Raw genomic sequence first — 22,953 nt, 5'->3', positions numbered from 1 at the left:
TCAGGGAAAGGCGCTAAGCCGCCCGCGAACGCCGAGCGGGGGCCGCTTGCCCTTCTCCCACCTGGAACCGCCCCACCAGCACGGCCAGCTCGCCGGCCTCGCCTTTCAGCGAGTGGCTGGCAGCGGTGGCTTCCTCGACCATGGCGGCGTTCTGCTGGACGACCTGGTCCATCTGGTTCACCGCGACATTGACCTGGTGCAGGCCGGTGGACTGCTCCTGGGCCGAGGCGGCGATTTCCTTCACGAGCGCGTCGATCGAGGCGACCTGGGCGACGATGGCGCGCAGGGCCTCGCCGGTCTGAGCCACCAGGTCCACGCCCGCGCCGACCTGCTGGGTCGAGGTCGAGATCAGGATCTTGATCTCCTTGGCGGCGTCGGCCGAACGCTGGGCCAGGGCCCGCACCTCCTGGGCGACGACCGCGAAGCCACGGCCGGCTTCACCCGCCCGCGCGGCCTCGACTCCGGCGTTCAGGGCCAGGAGGTTGGTCTGGAAGGCGATCTCGTCGATCACGCCGATGATCTGGTTGACCTGGCTCGACGAGCTTTCGATCTGACCCATGGCCGAGACGGCCTGTTCCACGATGGCGCCCGAGCGCTCGGCCCCGGCGCGAGCCTGGGCGACCAGACCCGAAGCCTCGCGCGCGCCCTCGGCGGTCTTGCGCACCGTGGCGGTGATCTCGTCGAGGGCGGCGGCGGTCTCTTCCAGGCTGGCGGCCTGCTGCTCGGTGCGTCGCGACAGGTTGTCCGAGGCCTCGGCGATCTCGTCGGCCCCGCTGCCCACTCCGCCGGTGGCGGCGTTGATGGCGCGCAGGGCTTGCTGGACCTTGTCGGCGGCGGCGTTGAAATTGGTCTTCAGGCTCTCGGCCTTGGGCGAGAACGGGATGGTGATGCGGTGGGTCAGGTCGCCGGCCGCCAGGCGGTCCAGCGCCTCGGTGAGCGCGGCGATGTTGATGGCGTCGCTGCGGGCGATCTCGGCCTTCTCGGCCTCGTTGGCGGCGCGCTCGCTGTCGGCGGCGTCGCGTTGGGCGACAGCCTCGGCCTCGACCCTCAGCTTCTCGATGGCGGCGTCCTTGAAGACGGCGACGGCGTCGGCCATCTGGCCGACCTCGTCCTTGCGGCCGATGGCGGGAATCTCGACGCCGCTATCGCCCGAGGCGAGGCGGCGCATGATGCTGGTGATCAGGTTGACGGGCGCGCCGATGGTCGCCGACAGCAGCCAACCCATCAGGCCCGCGATGGCCAGAGAGGCCAGGCCGCCCACGATCATCGACGTCTTGGCCATGAACAGGGCGCTGGCCTGTTCCTTGGTGCGGATCGACACGCGAGCCACCGCGGCGGCGCGCATGTCTTCCTGCAGCGCGCGGAGCTTGGTCAGGGACGGGGCGCCGACGATGGCCACCGCCTGTTCCCGACCGGCCGGGTCGTTCATGGCGGCCAGCGTGGGGGAGGCGACGTCTCGACGCCAGACGCTCATGGCGGCGCGGATCGCCTGCGCGCGCTTCTTCTGAGCCGCCTGGGTCGTCTTGGCCTCGAACGCGTCCAGCGCGTCGTCGAACGTCTTGCCGACGGCCTCGTAGGTCTGCTTCTGTTTGGGGTCGCCGGCGAGCACATAGCCGCGCAGGGCGCTGTGCTGCTCTTCGGCCAGGGTCGCCATGGCCTCGGCCTGGGCCGCCAGGGTCAGCGAGCGTTGGCTGGAGGTGGAGGCCTCCTGGATCTGGTCGAGGCTGAGCAGGACGACGGCGGCCGAGGCCACGAAGGCCAGGATCAAGGCGCCAAAAGCGACCGCGAGCTTGGTGGAAATCTTCAGATTCTGGAAGTTCATGCCCGGCCCCAAACGCCCTTGATATGGTTAAGCGTATGGAGGCCAGGCGTTAAACTTGAGTTTTCCGAAGGGGCGACTGCCCCTACGGAATGCTTCTACAGGTGCGACAGAACGACGCTGCCCATTTCGGCGGTGGTCAAGGCGCCGCCGAGGTCGCGCGTGCGGGCCCCGCCGTCCAGCGCGGCCTTGACCGCCGTCAGCAGCGCGTCGGCGGCCTCGACCTGCCTTAGCGACCAGCGCAGAGCCATTTCGAACGACAGGATGGCGGCCAGAGGATTGGCCAGGCCCTTGCCGGCGATGTCGGGGGCCGAGCCGTGGATCGGCTCGTAGAGGCCGGGCTTGCCCGGCGCGCCCAGCGCGGCCGAGGGCAGCATGCCCAGCGAGCCGGTCAGCATGGCCGCGGCGTCCGACAGGATGTCGCCGAACAGGTTGTCGGTGACGATGACGTCGAACTGCTTGGGCGCGCGGACCAGCTGCATGGCGCAGTTGTCGGCCAGGATGTGCTCCAGCTGGACGTCCGGATAGTCGCGGGCGTGCAGCTCGGTGATCACCTGCTTCCACAGCAGGCCCGACTCCATGACGTTCGACTTCTCGGCCGAGTGGACCTTGTTGGTCCGGCCCCGGGCCAGCTCGAAAGCCACGCGGCCGACGCGCTCGATCTCGCTGGTCGTATAGACGGCGGTGTCGAAGCCCTTCTTCTGGCCGTCGGCCAGGGTCTCGATGCCGCGCGGCTCGCCGAAATAGACGCCGCCGACCAGTTCGCGCACGAACATGATGTCCAGGCCCGAGACCAGCTCGGTCTTCAGGCTGGAGGCGCCGGCCAGGGCCTCGAAGCAGTAGGCCGGGCGCAGGTTGGCGTAGACGTCCATGGCCTTGCGCAGGTTCAGCAGGCCGGCTTCCGGGCGCAGGTGGCGAGGGACGTTGGCCCATTGCGGACCGCCGACGGCGCCCATCAGCACCGCGTCGCTGGCGATGGCCTGGTCGCGGACCTCGTCCAGCAGCGGCGTTCCGTGGGCGTCATAGCTGGACCCGCCATAGGGGGCTTCGGAGACCTCGAGATCCGGGGTGAGGGCCGCCGCCACGCGGCGCACTTCCGCGCAGACTTCCGGGCCGATGCCGTCGCCGGGCAGGAGGAGCAGGGTGGACATGTGAGGCTCTCTCTTGGATCAGATTTCGCGGTAGGCGGAGACGTCGAACGACGACATGCGGCGCTCGCCGACGCCGAGTTCCGGCCAGCAGGCGCGCCAGGCGGCCATGTGCGGGCTGGCGCGGTGGAAGGCCAGGGCCTCTTCGTCGACGAAATGCTCGTAGACCCGGATCAGGCCGGGGTCGAGCGGGTCTTCGGTCAGGGCGTAGTCCAGGCACCCCGGCTCGGCCCGGCTATTCTCGACCTGGGCGCGGAGATGCGGTCGCAGGTCGGCCAGGCGTTCGGGCGCGAGGCGGATCGTGCCGGCGAGGATGATGGTCATCTCTGCGTTCTCCTCCTTCCCCCCTTTGATGGGGGAAGGGCCGGGGATGGGGGTGACAGCCTGTCGGGGTCTGGCGCGGTCGAACCGCTGCATCACCCCACCCCTACCCCTCCCCATCAAGGGGAGGGGAGGCGCTTCAGGCCTCCAGCCAGGGCTCGCTGATCGCCCGCTTGGTCTCATACAGGTCGATGTCGCCGCCGTGCATCAGGGTCTCGCCGATGGCGTCGAGGCCCTTGAGCATCTTTTCCTTGCGCACGGGATCGATGTCGAAGGCGATCGTCTTGCCCGACGGCGAGACCACGGTCTGGGTCTCGAGGTCGACGCTGACCATGTGGTTGCCGCCCTTGGCCTCCTCCATCAGGAGCGAGAGCTCTTCAGGCTTCACCACCACCGGCAGCAGGCCGTTGTTGAAGCAGTTGTTGTTGAAGATGTCGGCGAAGCTGGTGGAGATCACGCACATGATCCCGAAATCCATCAGCGCCCACGGGGCGTGCTCGCGCGAACTGCCGCAGCCGAAATTGTCGCCGGCGATCAGCACCGAGGCGTTCTTGTACTCTGGCTTGTTGAGCACGAAGTCGCTGATCTCGTTCCCGTCGCCGTCGACGCGGAAGTCGTAGAACAGGCCCTTGGCCAGCCCCTCGCGTTCCACGGTCTTGAGGAACTGCTTGGGGATGATCTGGTCGGTGTCGATATTGGCCAGCTCCAGCGGAGCCGCGCGGCCGTCGAGGCGGGTGAAGGCGCGCATCAGGCGGTCTCCTCCAGGAAGGTGCGGACATCGACCAGATGTCCCGCGATCGCCGCCGCCGCCGCCATGGCGGGCGAGACGAGGTGGGTGCGACCGGCGCGGCCCTGGCGGCCTTCGAAGTTGCGGTTGCTGGTCGAGGCGCAGCGCTCCTGGGGGGCCAGCTTGTCGGGGTTCATGGCCAGGCACATCGAACAGCCCGGCTCGCGCCAGTCGAAGCCGGCGGCCTTGAAGATGGCGTCCAGGCCTTCTTCCTCGGCCTGTTCCTTCACGAGGCCCGAGCCGGGGACGACCATGGCCCTGACGTGCGGGGCGACGAGGCGGCCGTGCAGGAAAGCCTCCTGCACCACGGCGGCGGCGGCGCGCATGTCCTCGATGCGGCTGTTGGTGCATGAGCCGATGAACACGCGGTCGATGCGGGCTTCCGAGATCGGCTGCCCTGCGGTCAGGCCCATATAGTCCAACGCCCGGTGGGCGGCGGCGCGCTTGTCGGGCGTGGCGAAGCTTTCCGGATCCGGGACGTTGCCGGTGACCGGGATGACGTCCTCGGGGGACGTGCCCCAGGTGACCATTGGGACCAGGGCCGAGCCGTCGATGACCACGGTGCGGTCGTAGACGGCGTCGTCGTCGGTGAAGAAGGTCTTCCAGTGGCTGACCGCCATGTCCCAGGCCGCGCCCTTGGGGGCCGCGGGCTTGCCCTGGATATAGGCGAAGGTCTTGTCGTCCGGCGCGATCAGGCCGGCCTTGGCGCCGCCTTCGATGGTCAGGTTGCAGAGGGTCATGCGGCCCTCCATCGACAGTTCGCGCACGGCCTGGCCGGCGAACTCGATGACATAGCCGGTGCCGCCGGCGGTGCCGATCTCGCCGATCACGGCCAGGGCGATATCCTTGCCGGTGACGCCGGGGCCCAGCTGGCCGTCGACGCGGACCAGCATGTTCTTGGCCTTCTTCTGGCGCAGGGTCTGGGTGGCCAGGACGTGCTCGACCTCGGACGTGCCGATGCCGTGGGCCAGGGCCCCGAAGGCGCCGTGGGTCGAGGTGTGGCTATCGCCGCAGACGATGGTCATGCCCGGCTGGGTGCGGCCCTGCTCGGGACCGACCACGTGGACGATGCCGTTGCGGATGTCGCCCATCGGGAAGAACTCGATGCCGTTGTCGGCGACGTTGCGCGCCAGCGTCTTGAGCTGGAGGCGCGCCTCCTCGTCGGCCACGGCGTCGACGCCCAGGGCCTGGCCCTCGGTCGGGATGTTGTGGTCGGCCACGGCGAGGGTGCGATCGGGCCGGCGCACCTTGCGGCCGGCCGCGCGAAGCCCCGAGAAGGCCTGCGGGGTGGTCACCTCGTGGATGAGGTGCAGGTCGATATAGAGGATGGCCTCGCCGTCGGTTTCGCTGACGACGTGGGCGTCCCAGATCTTGTCGTAGAGGGTTTTGGCGGACATGGCGGGGATATAGGGCGGATCGTGCGCCGAAATCCAGTGGGGGGTGGCCCTCGCGACAATTTCTTGCGCCCTGTGACCCCGCCGCCCCGGGAACGACATAGGGCGCGCCAGTGGTTTCGGCGCGCCCTAGCATCATTCTTTGCTTCCGGGGGCCGATGGCTCCGCCCGGAAAGGGCCGTCCACTAGAAAGGAGACGGTCTGGAAGCCCGGCCTAGGCCGGGGGTGGTTAACCATCTCACGGAACGGCGGTTTGTCAAGACGGTGCGTTCGCACACAAGCTTGGCTGGAGGGGCCTGGCTCGCGCCAATCCGTTCCGCGCCAAGAAAAAGGCCCCGGCGGTTTCCCGCCGGGGCCTCGTTCATTCGCGAAGGTCGAGAGCGCTTAGTCTTCCGAGGAAGCCGGGGCGGCCGAGGCCTTGGTGTTGCTGTTCGAACGCTCTGCGATACGAGCCGACTTACCGCGACGGTCGCGCAGGTAGTACAGCTTGGCGCGACGGACGACGCCGCGACGCTTCACTTCGATGCTGTCGATGCTCGGCGAGAGCAGCGGGAACAGACGTTCCACGCCTTCGCCGAACGAGATCTTGCGGACCGTGAAGCTCTCATGGACGCCCGAGCCGGCGCGGGCGATGCAGACGCCCTCATAGGCCTGAACGCGCTCGCGCTCGCCTTCCTTGATCTTCACGTTGACGCGCAGGGTGTCGCCGGGACGGAATTCCGGGATCGCGCGGACGGCCAGCAGGCGAGCGGACTCTTCCTGCTCGAGTTGCTTGATGATGTTGATCGCCATGATCATTTCTCCTTGGGCTTACCCGTTTTCGGGCCGCCTTTTGCCTGTTGATTGGCGAGATGCGCTTCCCAGAGATCTGGACGCCGCTCGCGGGTCGTTTCTTCACGCATACTCTTGCGCCATTGGTCGATCCGCTTGTGATCGCCCGACAGCAGCACCTCTGGGATATCCAGTCCTTCGAACGTCCGCGGTCGCGTGTACTGCGGATGCTCGAGGAGGCCGTCCTCGAAGCTTTCTTCCAGCGTGCTCTCGATATTCCCCAGAACACCCGGGGCCAGTCGAACGCACGCCTCGATCACGACCATCGCCGCCGTTTCTCCTCCCGCGAGGACAGCGTCTCCGACCGAGATCTCCTCGAACCCCCGGGCGTCGAGCACCCGCTGGTCCACCCCCTCGAAGCGGCCGCACAGCACCACGATACCGGGCGCCTTGGACCACTCTCTTACGCGCGCCTGGGTCAGGGGCCTGCCCCGGGCGCTCATGTACAAAAGCGGCCGCCCATTCAGCTCCACGCTGTCGAGCGCGGAGGCGATGACGTCCGCCTTGAGCACGGCTCCCGCGCCGCCACCCGCGGGGGTGTCGTCGAGGAAGCCGCGCTTATCCTTGGAAAAGGCCCGAATGTCCAGCGTTTCCAGACGCCACAGGTCCTGCTCGGTCCAGGCGGTCCCGATCATCGAAACGCCGAGCGGGCCTGGGAAGGCCTCGGGGAACATGGTCAGGACGGTGGCGGTGAACGGCATCCGGGCTCTTTAGCCGCAGGCGCGCCCGGAGTCGAAGGGGAGAGTCGAAGGGGGTCTTGATCGCCGTTCACCAGCGGCGTTTTCGGCTTGTTCACCCTCATCGGCGAAGGTCAGCCCGAAAATCACGCCTGGGATCAGACCATGCCGACGCAGAGCCGCTTCCTCCGACGCCTGACCGAGGGCTTCACCGCCTTCGCTCGCCGTCTGCGGCGCGACGAACGCGGCGCGATCGCCGTGCAGTTCGCCCTGCTGGCGCTGCCGCTGGCGGTGCTGGTGTTCGGCCTGGTGGACGTCAGCCGCATCAGCCTGCAGCGCCGGCAGATGCAGGACGCCCTGGATGCCGCCACCCTGATCGCCGCGCGCTCGACCGGCGTCACCGACGCCGACCTGGAAGCGGTCGGCGATCCGGCCTTCCTGGCCGAGGTGGCGGGGATGAACCTTGGCCTCACCGCCTCCAGCGCCACGTTCAAGATGGGCGCTGACAACCACGTCATCGGAACGGCCACGGCGACGCTGCAGCCGGTCATCGCCAATCTCTGGAACAGCGGCAACTTCACGGTCACCGCCGTGTCGGACGTGGTGCGCTCGTCCAAGGACCTGGAAGTCTCGCTGGTGCTCGACATCACCGGCTCGATGGGCGGCACGCGCATCGCCGACCTGAAGACCGCCGCTTCCGACCTCGTCGACATCATCGTCAAGGACGCCCAGACGCCGTTCTATTCGAAGGTGGCCCTGGTCCCGTACGCCGCTGGCGTCAATGTCGGGAGCTATGCCGACGCGGTGCGTGGGCCCGTGCCCGTGCGCGCGATCTCCGGCGCCGCTTGGCTGGCCTCGGCCCAGACGATCACGGGGATCACCAAGGCCAACCCGGCGGTCGTCACGGTCAGCAATCACGGCTATTCGACCGGCGACAAGGTCTATATCTCCGGCATCACCGGGAATGACGCCTCGCTGAATAATAAAACCTACACGATCACCCGGGTGAACTCGAACAGCTTCTCGCTGAACGGCGTCAGCACCTCTTCCAAGAACTACAACAATGGCGGCGGCGTGGCGCGGAAGTGCCTGACCAGCGCTTGCACGATCGTCGTCACCACCTCCGCGGCCCACGGCTTCATCACCGACGACCAGATCAGCTTCGCCAACATGGGCGGGCTGACCACGCTGAACGGCACCACTCAGACGATCACCAACCTGACCGCCACGACCTTCGATACGCGCGTGGCCGCCGATTCGAGCACGGGCGCGTACACCAGCGGCGGCGCGGCCACGTGCGAGCAGAGCACCAATCCGGGCTGCAACAACTACTCCTACACCAACGCCAACTGGACCTCGGGCACCGTACGCCCCATCAGCACATGCGTCAGCGAGCGGACCGGCGCCCAGGCCTATACGGACGCCGCGCCCAGCACGGCCTATGTCGGCCTGAACTATCCTTCCGACAAGCCCCTGACCAACTCGGCCAACCCGTGCCCGAGCCCGAAGATCATGCCGTTGTCCAGCGACAGGACGGCGCTGAAAGCCCAGATCAGCGGCCTGGAGGCTGGCGGCTCCACGGCTGGCCAGATCGGTTTGGCCTGGGGCTGGTACATGATCGCCCCGAACTTCGGCTACCTATGGCCCAACGCCTCTCAAAAGCCGGCGGCCTACAAGACCAAGGACCTGATGAAGGTGGTCATCCTGATGACCGATGGCGCGTTCAACACGCCCTACTGCAATGGTGTCATCGCCTACGACGCCGGCAACGGCAGCGGCAGCTCCAGCGACCACATCAACTGCAACGCCACCAACGGCGACCCCTTCACCCAGGCCCGAGCGCTATGCACGGCGATCAAGAACAGCGCCAACGACATCACGCTCTATACCGTGGGTTTCGACGTCGGCTCCGACGCCACGGCCAAGAGCTTCCTGACCTCCTGCGCCACCGACACCTCCAAGGCGTTCTTCCCGGCCACCGGCTCGGAGCTGAAGTCCTCGTTCAAGGCGATCGCCCAGGAGATCTCCGACCTGCGGATCGCGAAATAGAAAAAGGGCGGCGGCTCGCGCCGTCGCCCTCCTCGTCTTCGATCCGAACAGCCCTTAGGCCAGCTTGATCTCGCGCAGGCGCTGCTGGAGGAATTCATCGGCCGTGATCGACTCCGGATAGCGGTCCGGGTTCTCGGGGCTAATGCAGTTGGGCAGGGTCTTGATCTCGTAGTCCGACGCGAAGTGCAGGAAGAACGGCGTCGAGTAGCGCGGGATGTGGCGGCGCTCGGGCGGCGGGTTCTGCACGCGGTGGATGGTCGAGGGCAGGACGTGGTTGGTCAGGCGCTCCAGCATGTCGCCGATATTAATGACGATGCAGCCCGGGGGCGGGTTGATCGGCAGCCAGTCGCCGTTGCGGTCCAGCAGCTCCAGGCCGCCTTCCTCCGCGCCCATCAGCAGGGTGATGGTGTTGATGTCGCCGTGGGCCCCGGCGCGAACGCCCGTGGCGTCCTGCGGGATCGGCGGATAGTGCAGCAGGCGCAGCACGCTGTTGCCGTTCTCGACGGTCGGCTTGAAGAAGTCGCGGTCCAGCTTCAGGTAGGTGGCGATGGCCTCCAGGACCTTGCCGCCCATGGCGTCGAGCGCGTTGTAGAACCAGCTGACGTCATGCTTGAAGGCCGGGATCTCGGCCGGCCAGACGTTGTCGGCCATGGTGGCGCGGAAGCGGTGGCCGGGCGGCAGGTCGCGGCCCATGTGCCAGAATTCCTTCAGGTCGTGGTGCGTGGCGCCCTTGGCGGTCTCGACCCCGAACGGGATGTAGCCGCGCGCCCCGCCCTTGATCCCGGCATATTGCTTCTTGGTCTCTTCCGGCAGGGCGAAGAAGGCCTTGGTGTCGGAAATGGCCGCGTCGATGCGGTCCTGCGGGATGTCGTACTCCGAAAGCACGGCGAAGCCGTAGCGCTCGAACGAGGCGCCCAGTTCCTGGGCGAAGCGCGGAAAGTCCTTGCTGTAAAGGGAGAACGAGATCGGTTCGATGGCGGAGATAGACACGTCTGCGAGCCCTAGGACAGCGGATGGGAGATGAGTAAGTCCCTTCTTACTACACCGAGCCAGGGGTGAAACGAAGACCGTTCATCCTGGCGTCAGGCGCGATGTTGGAACTTGACCATAAGAAGGGCGTTTGCCCGTCTGACGTTGATCTACAACAAAGAGACGAGGGTAGCGACAATGCGCAAGACCGCGATCGCCGCGATGTTCCTGGCCGCCGGCGCCTTGACGGCCTGCACCACCACCGACCCCTATACGGGCATGCCGGTGCGCAACAATACCGGTACGGGCGTGCTCGCCGGGGCGGCGGGCGGCGCGCTGCTCGGCTATCTGACCAACACGAACAAGGGCGAGCAGGGCCGCAAGAACGCGCTGATCGGCGCCGGTATCGGCGCCCTGGCCGGGGGCGCGGTCGGCAACTACATGGACCGCCAGCAGGCCGACCTGCGCCGCAGCCTCGAAACCTCGGGCGTGATGATCCGCCGCAACGGCGACCAGATCGTGCTGGTGATGCCCAGCGACGTGACCTTCGCCGTCGACAAGTCCGACGTGCAGCCGCAGTTCACCCGCGTACTCGACGACGTGGCCCGCACGCTGAACGCCTATCCGCAGACCACGATCGATGTGGTGGGCCACGCCGACAGCAGCGGCGGCGCCGACTACAACCAGGGTCTTTCCGAGCGCCGCGCCAGCGCGGTAGCCGACTACCTGGTCCGCCAGGGCCGGGTGTTGTCGGACCGCGTGTTCGTGGCCGGCATGGGCTCGCGCCAGCCTATCGCCGACAACGCCACCGCCGCCGGCCGCGCCCAGAACCGCCGGGTGGAGATCATCCTGCGGCCTCTCACCCAGTGACGCTTAAGGGCGCGCAATTGTCGCGCCTTTGATCCAAACGGTTGCTTTTCCCTCGCGTCGTCGCCAATTCGCATGCCTCTTACGGGTTTGTGGACGGCGCGAGGTCGAAGTGAACAAGTTGGCGAGCCAAGGCGTCAGTCTGACCAAGCAGGCCTATGCGCTGGCTGACGACCTGATGGCGCCGAACGCGGCGATCTACTGGGTCGACATGATCGTCTCGGTCGCCCTGATGTGGGGCGGGCTCTACGTCGCCGCGACCACGGGCAATCTGGTGATCGGCCTGGCAGCCGGCGTGGTCAGCGTGCTGGCCCTCTATCGCGCCCTGAGCTTCATCCACGAGCTGACCCATATCCGCGATGATGAGGCCCCGGGCTTCCGTGTCGGCTGGAACATCCTGGTCGGCGTGCCGCTGATGACGCCCTCGCTGATGTACGAGGGCGTGCACAACATCCACCACATCAAGGATCGTTTCGGCACGGCGCTGGATCCGGAATACCTGCCGCTGTCGCGCTTCACGCCGCTGGGCCTGGCGGGGTTCCTGTTCGTCGCGCTGCTGGCCCCGCTGGGCGTGATCCTGCGCTCGGTGGTGCTGATCCCGCTGTCGTTCGTGGTCCCGCCGCTGCGCAAGTATCTCAAGACCAAGCTGTCGGCCCTGATCATCAATCCCGACTTCGTGCGCGAGGACCTCAACCGTTGGCGCACCGCCTGGGTGCTGCAGGACATCGGCTGCTGGCTGTGGTCGTGGGCGGTGATCGCCGCGACGGTCACCGGCGTTCTGCCGCCGCGCGCCCTGCTGACCGGTCTCGCGATCTTCTCGCTGGCCACCTTCCTCAACCAGGCCCGCACCCTGGTCGCCCACCACTGGGACAACGAGGGCGACAAGATGACCCTGGACGAGCAGTTCCTCGACTCGGTCAATGTGCCGCCGCCGAACCTGGCGTCGGCGCTGTGGGCCCCGGTCGGCCTGCGCTACCACGCCCTGCACCACCTGCTGCCGCGCCTGCCGTACCATAATCTCGGCAAGGCCCACGCGCGTCTGGCCGAGGCTTTGGGGGCGGACTCGCACTATCATCAGGCCTCTCAGCAGGGTCTGTTCGAGGCGCTGGCCGACCTGTTCCGTCGCGTCGGTCAAAAGAACGCCGCCAAGAAGACGGTGGGCGGCCAGCCGGCGCATTAAGCGGCGGTTGAGGCCTTTTCGCTAAGAAGGACCCCTGTTTCACGGGGGCCCGCGATGCCGGCTGATCTGGCGTCTCTGATCGATCTGCCCGGGGCCGGCCATCGCATGATCGCGCCGGTGCTGAAGCTGCTGCTGCCGCTGGGCTCGGCCTTCTCGCTGGCGTCGCTGAGCAGCGCTCTGTTGATCGCCGCCGCCCATATCGTGCTGACCCGCCGGGCCCGGGGTCGCGAGACCTCGCCGCGTCTGCTGCTGCGGGCGATGTTTCCCCGCAAGGTCTGGCTGACCGCCTCCACCCGGGCCGACCTCGTCTTCTTCGTGTTCAATGTCTGGTGCGTGGGCCTGCTGATCGGCGCGGCCATGCTGTCGGGCGGGGCGGTGGCCAAGGCGGTTGGCGGCTGGCTGGGCCAGGCCGCGGGACCGGCGCTGTTTCCTCACGCGCCATGGCCGCTGGTCGCGGTCATCGGGACCGTCCTGGGCTTTCTGGCCTATGAACTGGGCTACTGGCTCGACCACTGGCTGAGCCACAAGGTTCCGTTCCTGTGGGCCTTCCACAAGAGCCACCACACGGCCGAGGCCCTGACGCCGATGACGGCCTTCCGGGTCCATCCGATGGAGACCCTGAAGTTCGCCAACATCCTGGCCCTGGCCACCGGCGGCGTCGGCGGCCTGCTGGCCTGGGCCTTCGGACCGGCCTGGCATGCGCCCAAGCTGTTCGACGAGAACGCGATCTTCGTGGTCTTCGCCCTGACGATCATCCACCTGCAACACTCGCACGTCTGGATCACCTTCGGACCGCTGGGTCGCTGGGTGATGAGCCCGGCCCACCACCAGATCCACCACTCGGCCGACCCCGCCCACTTCGGCAAGAACCTGGGCAGTTGCCTGGCGATCTGGGACCGGATGTTCGGCACGCTCTACGTGCCGGGTCAGCGGCCCCGGAACCTCGCCTTCGGCGCTGTCGGCGTCGATCCGCACAGCCTGACCGGCGGCTTCGCGACGCCTTTCGTCGAGGCGTTCCGTCCACCCTCCAGCCCCACGCCGCGGGCGGCCGAATAAAAGAAGCGACGCGGGATCGGCGGGATCACGCGTCGCGTAAAGTTTGGGTTGTCTTCACGCGGTGGTCCGACCGACCCGAAGTCCCCACCGCGGGATCGATCGGACCTGACCGCTCGGCACGAGCACGCCGCCAAGGGAATGGATACGTCGCCTTCGTGCCGGCCAGACCCGTAGAGTCCGGTCGTGGACGGAGCAACGGCGGCTCGTGCCTTTGAGACGGCGGGTCATGAATCTGAGACTCCGCGCCACGGTTGACGCGGGTCATTGACGGCTGGCGTCATTCGGGGTCTGGCTCGAGGCTCGCGTATCGTCGGTTCGAGTTGCTTGCATGCCGTCTTCGCTACCCCAGTTCCAGGCCGGCACGCGGATCACCCCGGGCCGCGAAGGCGCGGAGGCCTATGCCCAGGCCATCGCTCCGGTGTTCGACATCCGCCTGCGCGACGTGGCCGGGCCTGGGCCGGACCTGGGCATCAACAGCTTCAACATCGGCTCGATGCTGCTGGGGCAGGCCCATATGAGCGGCGGCGTGTTCGGCTATGGCCGCGACGCGCGGAAGATCGCCGCCACCGGGCTGGAGCTCGTCCTGGTGCAGATCATCGTCGATGGCGAAGACCGCCGACGCGCGGGCCAGGGCGAGGTCGCCACGCGGCCGGGCGACGTCTGCCTGCTGGACTTGACCCGCGCCTTCCAGTCGGAGGCGGCCCACTGCACCAACATCAATCTGGCTATCCCGCGCGACGCCTTCGACGCCCGCGACATCGACCTGGACCCGCTCCACGGCCTGGTTCTGCGCCGCGAGACCGCGGGGGCCGCGCTGTTGAGGGCCCACGCCGAAAGCCTGATGCGCGTGGCGCCCGACCTGCGGCCGGAGGAGGCCTATGGCGTCGGCCGGGCGACCACCGATCTGCTGGCGGGTCTGACCCTGGGCCATCGCGCCCAGGAGACGCGGCGGGCCGCGGCCGACACCCAGCGCGCCCGGATGCGGCGGTTCATCGACGCCAACCTGCATGATCCCGCCTTGGACGCCGAGCTGCTTTGCCGTCGCTTCGGCGTGTCGCGCGCCTCGCTCTATCGGCTGTTCGCGCCGCTGGGCGGGGTCAGCGAGCACATCCGCAATCGGCGCCTGCGCCGGGTGTTCGAGGCTCTGTCGGACCCCGGCCAATCCCTGGCCATGACCCAGGTGGCCGAGCGCCACGGCTTCACCGTCTGGTCCAGCTTCAGCCGGGCCTTCAAGGCGCGGTTTGGCATGACGCCGGGCGAGGCCCGCGGCCAAGGCGCCGCCGCCGCCGCCAAGGTCAGCGTACAGCGGGCGGGCGCCGGCGGACTGCCGGACTGGCTGAAGGCCCTGGACGCGGCTTGATCCGGGCGGGGTCTTCTAGAGCATTTTCCGACGAGGTGGGTACCGGTTCGTCGTCAGAAAATGCGTCAAAACAAGAGGCTAGAGCATTTCACCGATCCAATGGATCGAAAAATGCTCTAGCCCGCCCCCTCCTGCTCGGCCCGCTCGCGCAGTTCCTCGTCCAGGCTGGCGGTGTCCCAGGCCCCGCCGGCGTCGCCGGGGCGCATGCGGTGGAGGTCGGCGTCCAGCAGGCGGTCCATGGTCTTGGCCGCGTCGCGCGAGGCCAGGATATAGGCCTCCTCCTGGCCCCACATCGGGCGCAGCTCCTCGAACACCCGACGATCGTGGCGACGGAAGAAGGCGGCCGCCCTGTGCGCCCTGTGCGCGCGGAAGCCCAGCTTCTGCAAGGCGGTGGTTCCCAGGGCCAGGGCCGACTCGAAGGTCTCGCGCTCGACCGCGTCGGCGCCGTTGGCCAGCAGGTCGTAGGCGTGGCGGCGGTCCCAGGCGCGAGCCAGGATCACCAGATCCGGGAAGGCCTTGCGGGCGGTCTCGACCAGCTCGACGGTCTTTTCCCGGTCGTCCACGGCGACGATCAGCATCCTGGCCCGCTCGGCGCCGGCGGCGCGCAGCAGGTCCAGGCGCGTGGCGTCGCCATAGTGCACCCGTCGGCCAAAGCGCTGCAGCAGCTCGATCTGCTCGATGTCGCTGTCCAGCACCGTCGACTTGAAGCCGTTGGCCTGCAGCAGGCGGCCGGTGATCTGACCGAAGCGCCCGAAGCCGGCGATGATGATGTCCGGCTCGCCCTCGTCGAAGTCGCCGGTGTCGGGGACGACGTCGGGAATGGCCGCGTCCATCAGGGCGGCGACCCGCTCGTAGAGGATCATGGCCACGGGCGTCAGGGCCATGGAGACGGCGACGGCGGCGGTCAGCAGGGCGGCCAGCGGTGCGCCGATCACCCCCGCGCCGACGGTGAAGCTGAGCAGCACGAAGGCGAACTCGCCGCCCTGGGCCAGGGCCGTGGCCACCGCCAACGCCCCGCGTTTGGGCGCGCCGAACAGGAGGGCCAAGCCGTACATGACCAGGAACTTCAGCATCATCAGGCCGAGAACCAGACCCGCTAAAGTCAGCGGCTGATGCGCGACCAGGGGCAGGTTGACCCCGGCGCCGACGGTGATGAAGAACAGGCCTAGCAAGAGGCCCCGGAAAGGCTCGATGTCGGTCTCCAGCTCGCGGCGGAACTCGCTCTCGGCCAGCACCACCCCGGCCAGGAAAGCGCCGAGGGCTGGGGAGAGGCCGACGATCTGCATCAGGCTGGCGACCGCAACCACGATCAGCAGGGCCGCGGCGACGAAGATTTCGCGCAGGCGGGCCTTGGCGATGAAGCGGAACACCGGGCGCACCAGATAGCGACCGCCGCCGACCACGGCCGCCACCGCCGCGAACACCGACAGGCCCTGGGCCCAGACCGGCAGGTGGGCCACCAGGCTTGAGGCGCCATGACCGCCCGCGTCGCCATGCGTCTGCGGCGCGACGGTGGCCAGCAGCGGCAGCAGGGCGAACATCGGAATGACCGCCAGGTCCTGCAACAGCAGGATGCCGAAGGCGGCGCGCCCGACCGGACCTTGCCTCAGGCCCTTCTCGTCGAGGGTCTGGAGCACGATGGCGGTGGACGACATGGCCAGCACCATCCCCACCGCCAGAGCCGTCTGCCAGGGCAGGCCCAGCAGCATGGCCGCGCCGGCGATGGCGATCGAGGTGCCCACCACCTGGGCGCCGCCGAAGCCGAAAATCGCCTTGCGCATCGCCCACAGGGTAGAGGGCTGCACCTCGAGACCGATCAGGAACAGCAGGATGACGACGCCGAACTCGGCGAACTTCATGACGTCGGCCTGGGCGCCGACCAGCGACAGGGCGAACGGGCCGATGACGACGCCGGCGATCAGATAGCCCAGCACCGAGCCGAGCCCCAGCCGCTTGGCGATCGGCACCGAGACGACGGCCGCGCCCAGATAGACCAGGGTCTGGGTGAGGAAGTTCTCCATGCGCCTTACGCCTCCGCCTTGCCGCTAACCCGGGACGCCGGCAGCAGCGAGGCCACCCGCGCCTTGTAGCGCTCAGCCTCGGCCTTCAGGGCCGCGTCGTCTTTCACGGAAGCGCCGTGCACGACGAACGGGGTCTCCCACTCCATGCCGCACAGGTGGGCGGTCTGCTCCAGGGGCCGCAGGAACTCGTCCATGCTGAACCGGTTGTAGCCGTGCATATGGTAGGCCTTGGCGTTGGCGCCCGTGGAGCAGGCCACGAACAGCTTCTTGCCCTTCAGGGCCTGGCCGCCCTCGCCATAGGCGAAGCCGTGCAGCCAGACCAGATCCAGCCACTCCTTCATCAGGGCCGGAGTCGAGTACCAGTAGAGCGGAAACTGCAGGGCGACGACATCATGGGCCAGCAAGGCCGTCTGCTCGGCCTCGATGTCGACCGCGAAGTCCGGATAGGTCTCGTAAAGGTCCTTGAAGGTGACGCCCGACAGGCCCTTGGCAGCCTTGGCCAGGGCGCGATTGGCGCGAGACCGTTCAAGCGCCGGATGGGCCAGGACAAGGAGCAAGCCAGAGGTGGCGGGCGTCACGGGGCCGGTGCTAGCGTCGGTCATCAGGCGACCCTTCTGGAAAATAATTCATCAAGGGTTGAATTTCTTCGCGGCTCGGGCGACACGGTTCGCCAAACACCGGACGTATAAGGTTCGGAACAGGGAGACACCATGGTCGACAAGGTGAAGAAGGACGCCGTCGAGGCCCTCGCCGGGCTGTTGTTCGACGGCATGACCATCATGGCCGGGGGCTTTGGCCTCTGCGGCATTCCGGAGAACCTGATCGCGGCGATCCGCGAGGCGGGAACGAAGGACCTCACGGTCATCTCCAACAATTGCGGCGTCGACGGCTTCGGTCTGGGGATCCTCCTCGAGAACCGTCAGATCAAGAAGATGGTCTCGTCCTATGTGGGTGAGAACAAGCTGTTCGAACAGCTGTACCTCAGCGGCGAACTGGAACTGGAGTTCAATCCGCAGGGCACCCTGGCCGAACGCATTCGTGCGGGCGGGGCGGGCATCCCGGCCTTCTTCACGCGCACCGGCTACGGCACCCTGGTGGCCGAGGGCAAGGAAGTTCGCGAATTCGACGGCGAGATGTACGTGATGGAGCGCGGCCTGACCGCGGACCTTTCGATCGTCAAGGCGTGGAAGGGCGACGCCGAGGGCAACCTGATCTACCGAAAGACCGCCCGGAACTTCAATCCGATGATGGCCACGGCCGGCAGGAAAACCGTCGTCGAGGTCGAGCGGCTGGTCGAGATCGGCGAACTGGACAAGGACGCCATCCACACGCCCGGCATCTATGTCGACTTCATCGTCAAGGGCGCCAAGTTCGAGAAGCGTATCGAGCGCGTCACCACCCGCCCTCGTGAAGAAAAGACTGGGGAGACCGTCTGATGGCCTGGACCCGCGACGAGATGGCGGCCCGCGCCGCCAAGGAGCTGCAGGACGGCTTCTATGTGAACCTGGGGATCGGCATCCCCACCCTGGTGGCGAATTACATCCCCGAGGGCATGTCCGTGACGCTGCAGAGCGAGAACGGCATGTTGGGCATGGGCCCCTTCCCCTATGAGGGCGAGGAGGACGCCGACCTGATCAACGCCGGCAAGCAGACGATCACTGAGCTGGACTCCAGCTCGTACTTCAGCTCGTCCGACAGCTTCGCCATGATCCGCGGCGGCCACATCGCCCTGTCGATCCTGGGCGGCATGCAGGTCTCGCAGACAGGCGATCTGGCCAACTGGATGGTGCCCGGCAAGATGGTCAAGGGCATGGGCGGCGCCATGGATCTCGTCGCCGGCGTCAAGCGCGTGGTGGTGGTCATGGACCATTGCGAGAAGTCCGGCGCGCCCAAGCTCCTGAAGGCCTGCTCGCTACCGCTGACCGGCGCGGGCGTCGTGGACCTGCTCATCACCGAACTCGGCGTCTTCGAGATCAACCGCGGCAAGACCCCGGTGAAGCTGATCGAACTGGCCCCGGGCGTGACGCTCGACGAGGTGAAGTCGAAAACCGAGGCGGCGTTCGAGGTGGCGGTTTAGAGGGCGGTGGCGCGGCAACCTCGTCCTGCGACAAGCTCAGGATGAGGTTGCCGGCTATCGCGGCGCCAGCATTCGGACCTCACCCTGAGCCTGTCGAAGGGCGAGGTCCGTGGCGTTACTTCGCCGTTTTCCGTGGCTCTGGCGGCAGGCCCGTCACGGGATCCCGGGGCAGGGGGGCGAAGCCCTCGGCGACGAACAGGTCGATCCGGCGCGAGCGCTTCTTGTCGAGGCGCACGCGGCTGATCTGCATGCCGGAGGTCGCCCTGAAGTCCTGCTCGATCTCGGGCCGGTAGCCGCCCTCCAGGCTGACGATCAGGGCGCGACGACCGTAGTCGGCGTCCAGCGGCGCCTCGGTCTCGGCCTGGTTCTGCGGATGGGCCTCGTGCACCCACATCCGCAAGGGGGGCGCGCCCGGCTGGCCGAAATAGTCGCGGCCGTAATAGGCGGCGGCGTTGTAGACGAAGCGGTCGTCCATCGCGACGGCGCTGAGCGGACCGCGCTGGGCCTGCTCCTCGCGCGAACGCTCGATGATCGCCTGGACGGTCTGGTCCCAGCCGCGCACGCGCTTGAAGCCGTTCGACAGGCCCACGGCGTCGGCGGCCCTGGGGTTGACCATGCAAACCACGAAGAAGGCGGCGAACAGGGCCTCCAAGCCCAGGCCCGCGATCAGCCAGCGGCGGGCGTTCCAGCGGAGCAGCCAGCCGGCCGACAGCACGGACCCGGCGACGAAGGCGGCCCCGGCCCAGTTGGCGTTGGCGCGCGAGACGAAGGCCTCGCCGGCCACGATGATCAGCGGCGGGGCGCAGAAGCACAGCAGCAGCAGGTCCGGCGACTGAAGCTTTTTCTTCACGCCCAGCCAGGCCGAGCCGCCCAGCAGCACGGCGAACGGCAGGGGACCGAACACGCCGAACTGGGAGCCGACGAACTCGATCAGCTCACGGATGTTGAACAGCTGGTGCGAACCCCAGTTGGCGTTCGAGGCCGTGTGCTTGACCGTCGCGAATTGGTGGCTGGCGTTCCAGGCGAAGTTGGGGGCCAGGGTCAGGACGAACGCCGTGACGAACAGCACCGCGGCGGCGATGCACCAGCGATCACGCGCCGGCTTCGAGATGGCGAAGTGGATGACGATGCTGCCCAGGGCGTAGACGGCCGCGTACTTGGACAGGAAGGCCAGACCCAGGGCCACGCCCATGCCGGCGGCGACGAAGTAGCGGCGCGGGGCGGTCTCCTCGGCCAGGGCGACATAGGCCCAGATCGTCAGCGACAGGAAGAACAGCAGCGGCGCGTCGGTGGCCATCAGGCCCGACGACAGCACCACGCCCGGCATCAGGCTGTAGATCGCCGCCGCGACCAGGCCGCTCCAGCCGCCGTAGAGCTTGCGGGCGATGCGGTGAACCACCAGGGCGGTCGCGCCGTGCAGCAGCGGCGCCGATAACCGCACCCAGGCCTCGGCGTCGCCGCCGATGTGGGTCGTGGCCCAGATCAGCCAGGCGATCATCGGCGGCTTGGAGAAGTAGCCGAACGCCAGCTCGCGCGACCACAGCCAGTATTGGGCTTCGTCCGGGTACAGCTCAAGCGGCGTGGAAAACAGGGCGATCAGTCGCGCGAGCGTGAGCGCGGCGACCATCATCAGGGTCAGACGCCAGGCGCGGGACTCGGTGGAAATTGTCGAAGATTCGTGTGCGGTTGCCATGACGCCTAATTAGCCAAGTAAGAAAAATCTGACCAATTCTTCCGCGTTATCCGCCGTTTATGACAGTTTGGGGGAGGGCGTGGCCTTTCCGTCACCAAACCTTCTAAAACTTTCGCTAAACGGCCCTCAACGATGCTCATCCATGCCGTCCACGGCAGGCGTGTCGAATAATGAGGGGATCTACAAGATGAACATGAAAAATTTCGCCCTGGCGACGACCGCGCTGGTCGGCTGCCTGATGGCCAGCGGCGCGGCGATGGCCCAATCGACGGGCTCGCAAGCTAACGAAGTCGAAAACGTCGTCGTCACCGCCGCCGGCCAACGCGCCGTCGCCGGCCAGATCGTCGAGACGCTGCCGAAGTCACGCGCCTCGGTCGACGCCGCGTTCCTGGCCTCGCAATCGACCGGCCAGAACGTTTTCCAATCGCTGAACCTGCTCCCGGGCGTCAGCTTCACCAACAACGACCCGTACGGTTCGTCGGGCGGTAACCTGCGCCTGCGCGGTTTCGATGGTAACCGCGTTTCGGTCACGTTCGACGGCGTTCCGCTGAACGACACCGGCAACTACGCCGTCTACCCGAACCAGCAGCTCGACGCCGAACTGATCAGCCGCGCCAGCGTCAACCTGGGCACGACCGACGTCGACAGCCCGACCGCTTCGGCCACCGGCGGCACGATCAACTACGTGACCCGCAAGCCGGCTAACGAGTTCGGCGGCATGGCCACCGCCTCGGTCGGCGAGAATAACTATCGCCGCGGCTTCCTGATGCTCGACACTGGCAAGATCGGCCCGTGGGGCACGAAGGCCTTCGTGGCCGGCTCCTGGCAGAAGTACGACAAGTGGAAGGGCAAGGGCACGCTTGAGAAGAAGCAGTTCAACGCCCGCATCATGCAGGATCTCGGCGATCGCGGCGACTTCATCAGCCTGGCCGCCAACTATAACGAGAACCGCAACAACAACATCCGTGCGCTGACGCTCTCGGACTTCCGCAACTTCGGCAAGAACTACGACTTCGACGACGTTTGTAACCCGGCCGCCGTTAGCGGTGTCGTGGTCCCCGGCAACTGCACCAACTACTACGGCCGTCAGGTCAACCCGTCGAACACCGGCAGCCTGCGTGGTTCGGCCCTGTTCCACCTTGCCGACAACCTCCGCCTGACCGTCGACCCGTCGTTCCAATACACGTTGGCCGATGGTGGTGGTCAGCTGGGTACGATCTCGGAAAATGACGGCCGCGTTCGTGGCACGGCCGCCACGGGCAAGGATCTGAATGGCAACGGCGTCATTGGTGACACCGTGGCGTTCTTCGCGCCCAGCGTGACCAACACCCGTCGCTACACCGTCACCAGCTCGCTGATCTGGGACCTGAGCGACAACCACCGCATCCGCGTCGCCTACACGGGTGACTATGGTCGTCACCGCCAGACCGGCGAGTTCACGACTCTGGACGCGGCCGGCAACACGACCAACGTGTTCGGCGGCAAGGACGGCCACGGCGCCAAGGTCATGACCTCGGATGGCAGCTTCCTGCGCAACCGTGACCGCTTCTCGATCGCCCAGCTGAACCAGGCCGCCGCCGAATATCGCGGCAAGTTCATGGACAGCCGCCTGATCGTGAACCTCGGCGTCCGCGCGCCCTTCTTCAAGCGCGAGCTGAACCAATACTGCTACACGACGAATGCTTCGACCGTCGCGGGTGTCGTCTCGGGCTTCGGGGTGAGCTGCACCACTCAAGTTCCGAACGCCGCCGCGGCTGATGGCAGCGTGACCTTCGGGACCTCGGCGACGAAGTACATCAAGCCGTTCTCGGCGACCGTGAAGTACGACAAGGTCCTGCCGAACGCGGGCGCCAGCTTCGACCTGGGCGGCGGCAGCAGCGTCTATGCCAGCTACGCCGAGGGCTTCTCCTCGCCGCGTACGGACAGCCTCTACAGCGCCACCCTGGTGAATGGCGTTGGCTCGCCGGCCAACACCCAGCCGGAAAGCACCAAGACCTACGACCTGGGCTATCGCTTCAACAGCGCCCAAGTCATGGCCACGGCCGCCGTGTGGAAGACCGACTACGCCAACCGCATCGTGCAATCCTACGATCCGGACCTGGGCTACAGCATCGACCGTAACGTCGGCGCGGTTAAGGCCCATGGCTTCGACTCGCAGGTCGCCTGGGCGCCGGAAGAGTACCTGACGGTTTCGGCCTCGTTCTCTTACAACAAGAGCACGATCCAGCAGGACCTGGTCAATGGCGCCGCCGCTGGCAACGTGATCCCGCTGAAGGGCAAGCAAATCGTCGAAACCCCGAAGTACACCTTCGGTGGCCGCGTCGATTGGGACATCACCGAGGCCCTGCACCTGGGCGTGCAAGGCAAGTACACCGGCGATCGTTTCTCGACCGACGTGAACGACGAAGTGGCTCCGCGCTACACCGTGTGGGACATGTCGGTGAAGTATGACCTGCCGTTCCTGAAGCGCACCTACGCTCAGCTGAACGTCAACAACCTGTTCAACGAGACCTACTTCGGTTCGATCAGCTCGCGCACCAACGCGCTGGCGATCGCCGGCGTGACCGGCACCGGCGCTCCGACCTACTACATCGGCGCTCCGCGTACCGTGCAGTTCACCCTGCGCACCGAGTTCTAAGAACCCGGCTTCACGCATCGACCAAGGACGAGGGCGGCCCGGTTTCCGGGCCGCCCTTTTTCTTTG

General features: G+C 67.1%; 20 protein-coding genes. 8 read left to right on the top strand and 12 right to left on the bottom strand.

The annotated features are described in order from the left end of the window. Window positions 1-13: 13 nt before the first annotated feature. The 7 genes from ACW175_RS23020 to trmD form a co-directional block, all read right to left on the bottom strand. On the bottom strand, window positions 14-1,822 hold the full coding sequence (locus tag ACW175_RS23020; RefSeq protein WP_492102236.1) for a methyl-accepting chemotaxis protein: 1,809 nt from the start codon (window positions 1,820-1,822) through the stop codon (window positions 14-16). A gap of 95 nt (window positions 1,823-1,917) precedes the next feature. Beyond that, the gene (gene leuB, locus ACW175_RS23015; RefSeq protein ID WP_492102235.1) at window positions 1,918-2,970 is read right to left on the bottom strand and encodes a 3-isopropylmalate dehydrogenase; all 1,053 of its coding nucleotides are present in this window, start codon (window positions 2,968-2,970) and stop codon (window positions 1,918-1,920) included. Window positions 2,971-2,988: 18 nt separating this feature from the next. After that, window positions 2,989-3,291, bottom strand: a complete 303-nt coding sequence (locus ACW175_RS23010) for a putative quinol monooxygenase (protein ID WP_492102234.1) — start codon at window positions 3,289-3,291, stop codon at window positions 2,989-2,991. A 136-nt stretch (window positions 3,292-3,427) separates the two neighbouring features. Beyond that, on the bottom strand, window positions 3,428-4,036 hold the full coding sequence (gene leuD, locus ACW175_RS23005; RefSeq protein ID WP_492102233.1) for a 3-isopropylmalate dehydratase small subunit: 609 nt from the start codon (window positions 4,034-4,036) through the stop codon (window positions 3,428-3,430). Beyond that, complete coding sequence (gene leuC, locus ACW175_RS23000; RefSeq protein ID WP_492102232.1) at window positions 4,036-5,472, bottom strand: 3-isopropylmalate dehydratase large subunit; 1,437 nt, start codon at window positions 5,470-5,472, stop codon at window positions 4,036-4,038. Before leuC ends, leuD begins: the two co-directional genes overlap by 1 nt. A 381-nt stretch (window positions 5,473-5,853) precedes the next feature. Further along, window positions 5,854-6,261: a 50S ribosomal protein L19 gene (rplS, locus tag ACW175_RS22995; RefSeq protein WP_492102231.1), complete on the bottom strand. Its 408-nt coding sequence runs from the start codon at window positions 6,259-6,261 to the stop codon at window positions 5,854-5,856. A 2-nt stretch (window positions 6,262-6,263) separates the two neighbouring features. After that, window positions 6,264-7,001: a tRNA (guanosine(37)-N1)-methyltransferase TrmD gene (trmD, locus tag ACW175_RS22990; protein ID WP_099581849.1), complete on the bottom strand. Its 738-nt coding sequence runs from the start codon at window positions 6,999-7,001 to the stop codon at window positions 6,264-6,266. 141 nt (window positions 7,002-7,142) lie between these two features. Between trmD and ACW175_RS22985 the strand changes: the two genes are divergently transcribed. Then, window positions 7,143-9,026 (top strand): ubiquitin-activating E1 FCCH domain-containing protein, encoded by a 1,884-nt coding sequence (locus tag ACW175_RS22985; RefSeq protein WP_492102230.1) that lies wholly within the window; start codon window positions 7,143-7,145, stop codon window positions 9,024-9,026. Window positions 9,027-9,080: 54 nt separating this feature from the next. Here ACW175_RS22985 and ACW175_RS22980 read toward each other — a convergent pair whose 3' ends face one another. Continuing rightward, window positions 9,081-10,016 carry an isopenicillin N synthase family dioxygenase gene (locus ACW175_RS22980; RefSeq protein ID WP_492102229.1) on the bottom strand — a complete coding sequence of 312 codons (936 nt, stop codon included), beginning with the start codon at window positions 10,014-10,016 and terminating at the stop codon, window positions 9,081-9,083. A gap of 177 nt (window positions 10,017-10,193) precedes the next feature. Between ACW175_RS22980 and ACW175_RS22975 the strand changes: the two genes are divergently transcribed. The 4 genes from ACW175_RS22975 to ACW175_RS22960 all read left to right on the top strand — a co-directional run bounded on the left by ACW175_RS22975 (window position 10,194) and on the right by ACW175_RS22960 (window position 14,458). Continuing rightward, on the top strand, window positions 10,194-10,865 hold the full coding sequence (locus tag ACW175_RS22975; protein WP_492102228.1) for a YiaD family glycine zipper/OmpA-like lipoprotein: 672 nt from the start codon (window positions 10,194-10,196) through the stop codon (window positions 10,863-10,865). A 109-nt stretch (window positions 10,866-10,974) separates the two neighbouring features. Then, entirely contained in the window at window positions 10,975-12,042 is a 1,068-nt protein-coding gene (cerH, locus tag ACW175_RS22970; RefSeq protein ID WP_492102227.1) for a ceramide hydroxylase CerH, read from the top strand. Between the two features lie 54 nt (window positions 12,043-12,096). Next, window positions 12,097-13,098: a sterol desaturase family protein gene (locus tag ACW175_RS22965; protein WP_492102226.1), complete on the top strand. Its 1,002-nt coding sequence runs from the start codon at window positions 12,097-12,099 to the stop codon at window positions 13,096-13,098. A gap of 328 nt (window positions 13,099-13,426) precedes the next feature. Beyond that, complete coding sequence (locus ACW175_RS22960) at window positions 13,427-14,458, top strand: helix-turn-helix domain-containing protein (RefSeq protein WP_492102225.1); 1,032 nt, start codon at window positions 13,427-13,429, stop codon at window positions 14,456-14,458. Window positions 14,459-14,574: 116 nt separating this feature from the next. On the opposite strand, the gene ACW175_RS22955 is transcribed toward ACW175_RS22960, so the two are convergent. Genes ACW175_RS22955 through ACW175_RS22945 form a run of 3 tightly spaced genes read right to left on the bottom strand, consistent with a single transcriptional unit; the run spans window position 14,575 to window position 17,287 of the window. After that, window positions 14,575-16,479 (bottom strand): monovalent cation:proton antiporter-2 (CPA2) family protein, encoded by a 1,905-nt coding sequence (locus tag ACW175_RS22955; RefSeq protein ID WP_492102224.1) that lies wholly within the window; start codon window positions 16,477-16,479, stop codon window positions 14,575-14,577. Between the two features lie 5 nt (window positions 16,480-16,484). After that, entirely contained in the window at window positions 16,485-17,081 is a 597-nt protein-coding gene (gene kefF / locus ACW175_RS22950; protein ID WP_492102223.1) for a glutathione-regulated potassium-efflux system oxidoreductase KefF, read from the bottom strand. Further along, window positions 17,081-17,287, bottom strand: coding sequence for a hypothetical protein (locus ACW175_RS22945; RefSeq protein WP_492102222.1), 207 nt, complete (start codon window positions 17,285-17,287; stop codon window positions 17,081-17,083). Before ACW175_RS22945 ends, kefF begins: the two co-directional genes overlap by 1 nt. On the opposite strand from ACW175_RS22945, the gene ACW175_RS22940 reads away from it, so the two are divergent. Both ACW175_RS22940 and ACW175_RS22935 read left to right on the top strand, forming a co-directional pair. Next, window positions 17,190-17,915 (top strand): CoA transferase subunit A, encoded by a 726-nt coding sequence (locus ACW175_RS22940; RefSeq protein ID WP_492102221.1) that lies wholly within the window; start codon window positions 17,190-17,192, stop codon window positions 17,913-17,915. The genes ACW175_RS22945 and ACW175_RS22940 overlap by 98 nt on opposite strands. Continuing rightward, window positions 17,915-18,556 (top strand): 3-oxoacid CoA-transferase subunit B, encoded by a 642-nt coding sequence (locus ACW175_RS22935; protein WP_492102220.1) that lies wholly within the window; start codon window positions 17,915-17,917, stop codon window positions 18,554-18,556. The genes ACW175_RS22940 and ACW175_RS22935 overlap by 1 nt, the downstream gene beginning before the upstream one ends. Before the next feature lie 115 nt (window positions 18,557-18,671). On the opposite strand, the gene ACW175_RS22930 is transcribed toward ACW175_RS22935, so the two are convergent. Next, entirely contained in the window at window positions 18,672-20,249 is a 1,578-nt protein-coding gene (locus ACW175_RS22930) for an ArnT family glycosyltransferase (protein WP_492102219.1), read from the bottom strand. A 187-nt stretch (window positions 20,250-20,436) separates the two neighbouring features. Here ACW175_RS22930 and ACW175_RS22925 point away from each other — a divergent pair, with 187 nt between their 5' ends. Next, the gene (locus ACW175_RS22925; protein WP_492102218.1) at window positions 20,437-22,887 is read left to right on the top strand and encodes a TonB-dependent receptor; all 2,451 of its coding nucleotides are present in this window, start codon (window positions 20,437-20,439) and stop codon (window positions 22,885-22,887) included. Window positions 22,888-22,953: the final 66 nt, after the last annotated feature.

This window comes from Caulobacter sp. FV1ye6ST, assembly GCF_058681225.1.
Note: the sequence above shows the minus strand (reverse complement) of the source record. Positions and strands in the feature narration are given on the sequence as shown.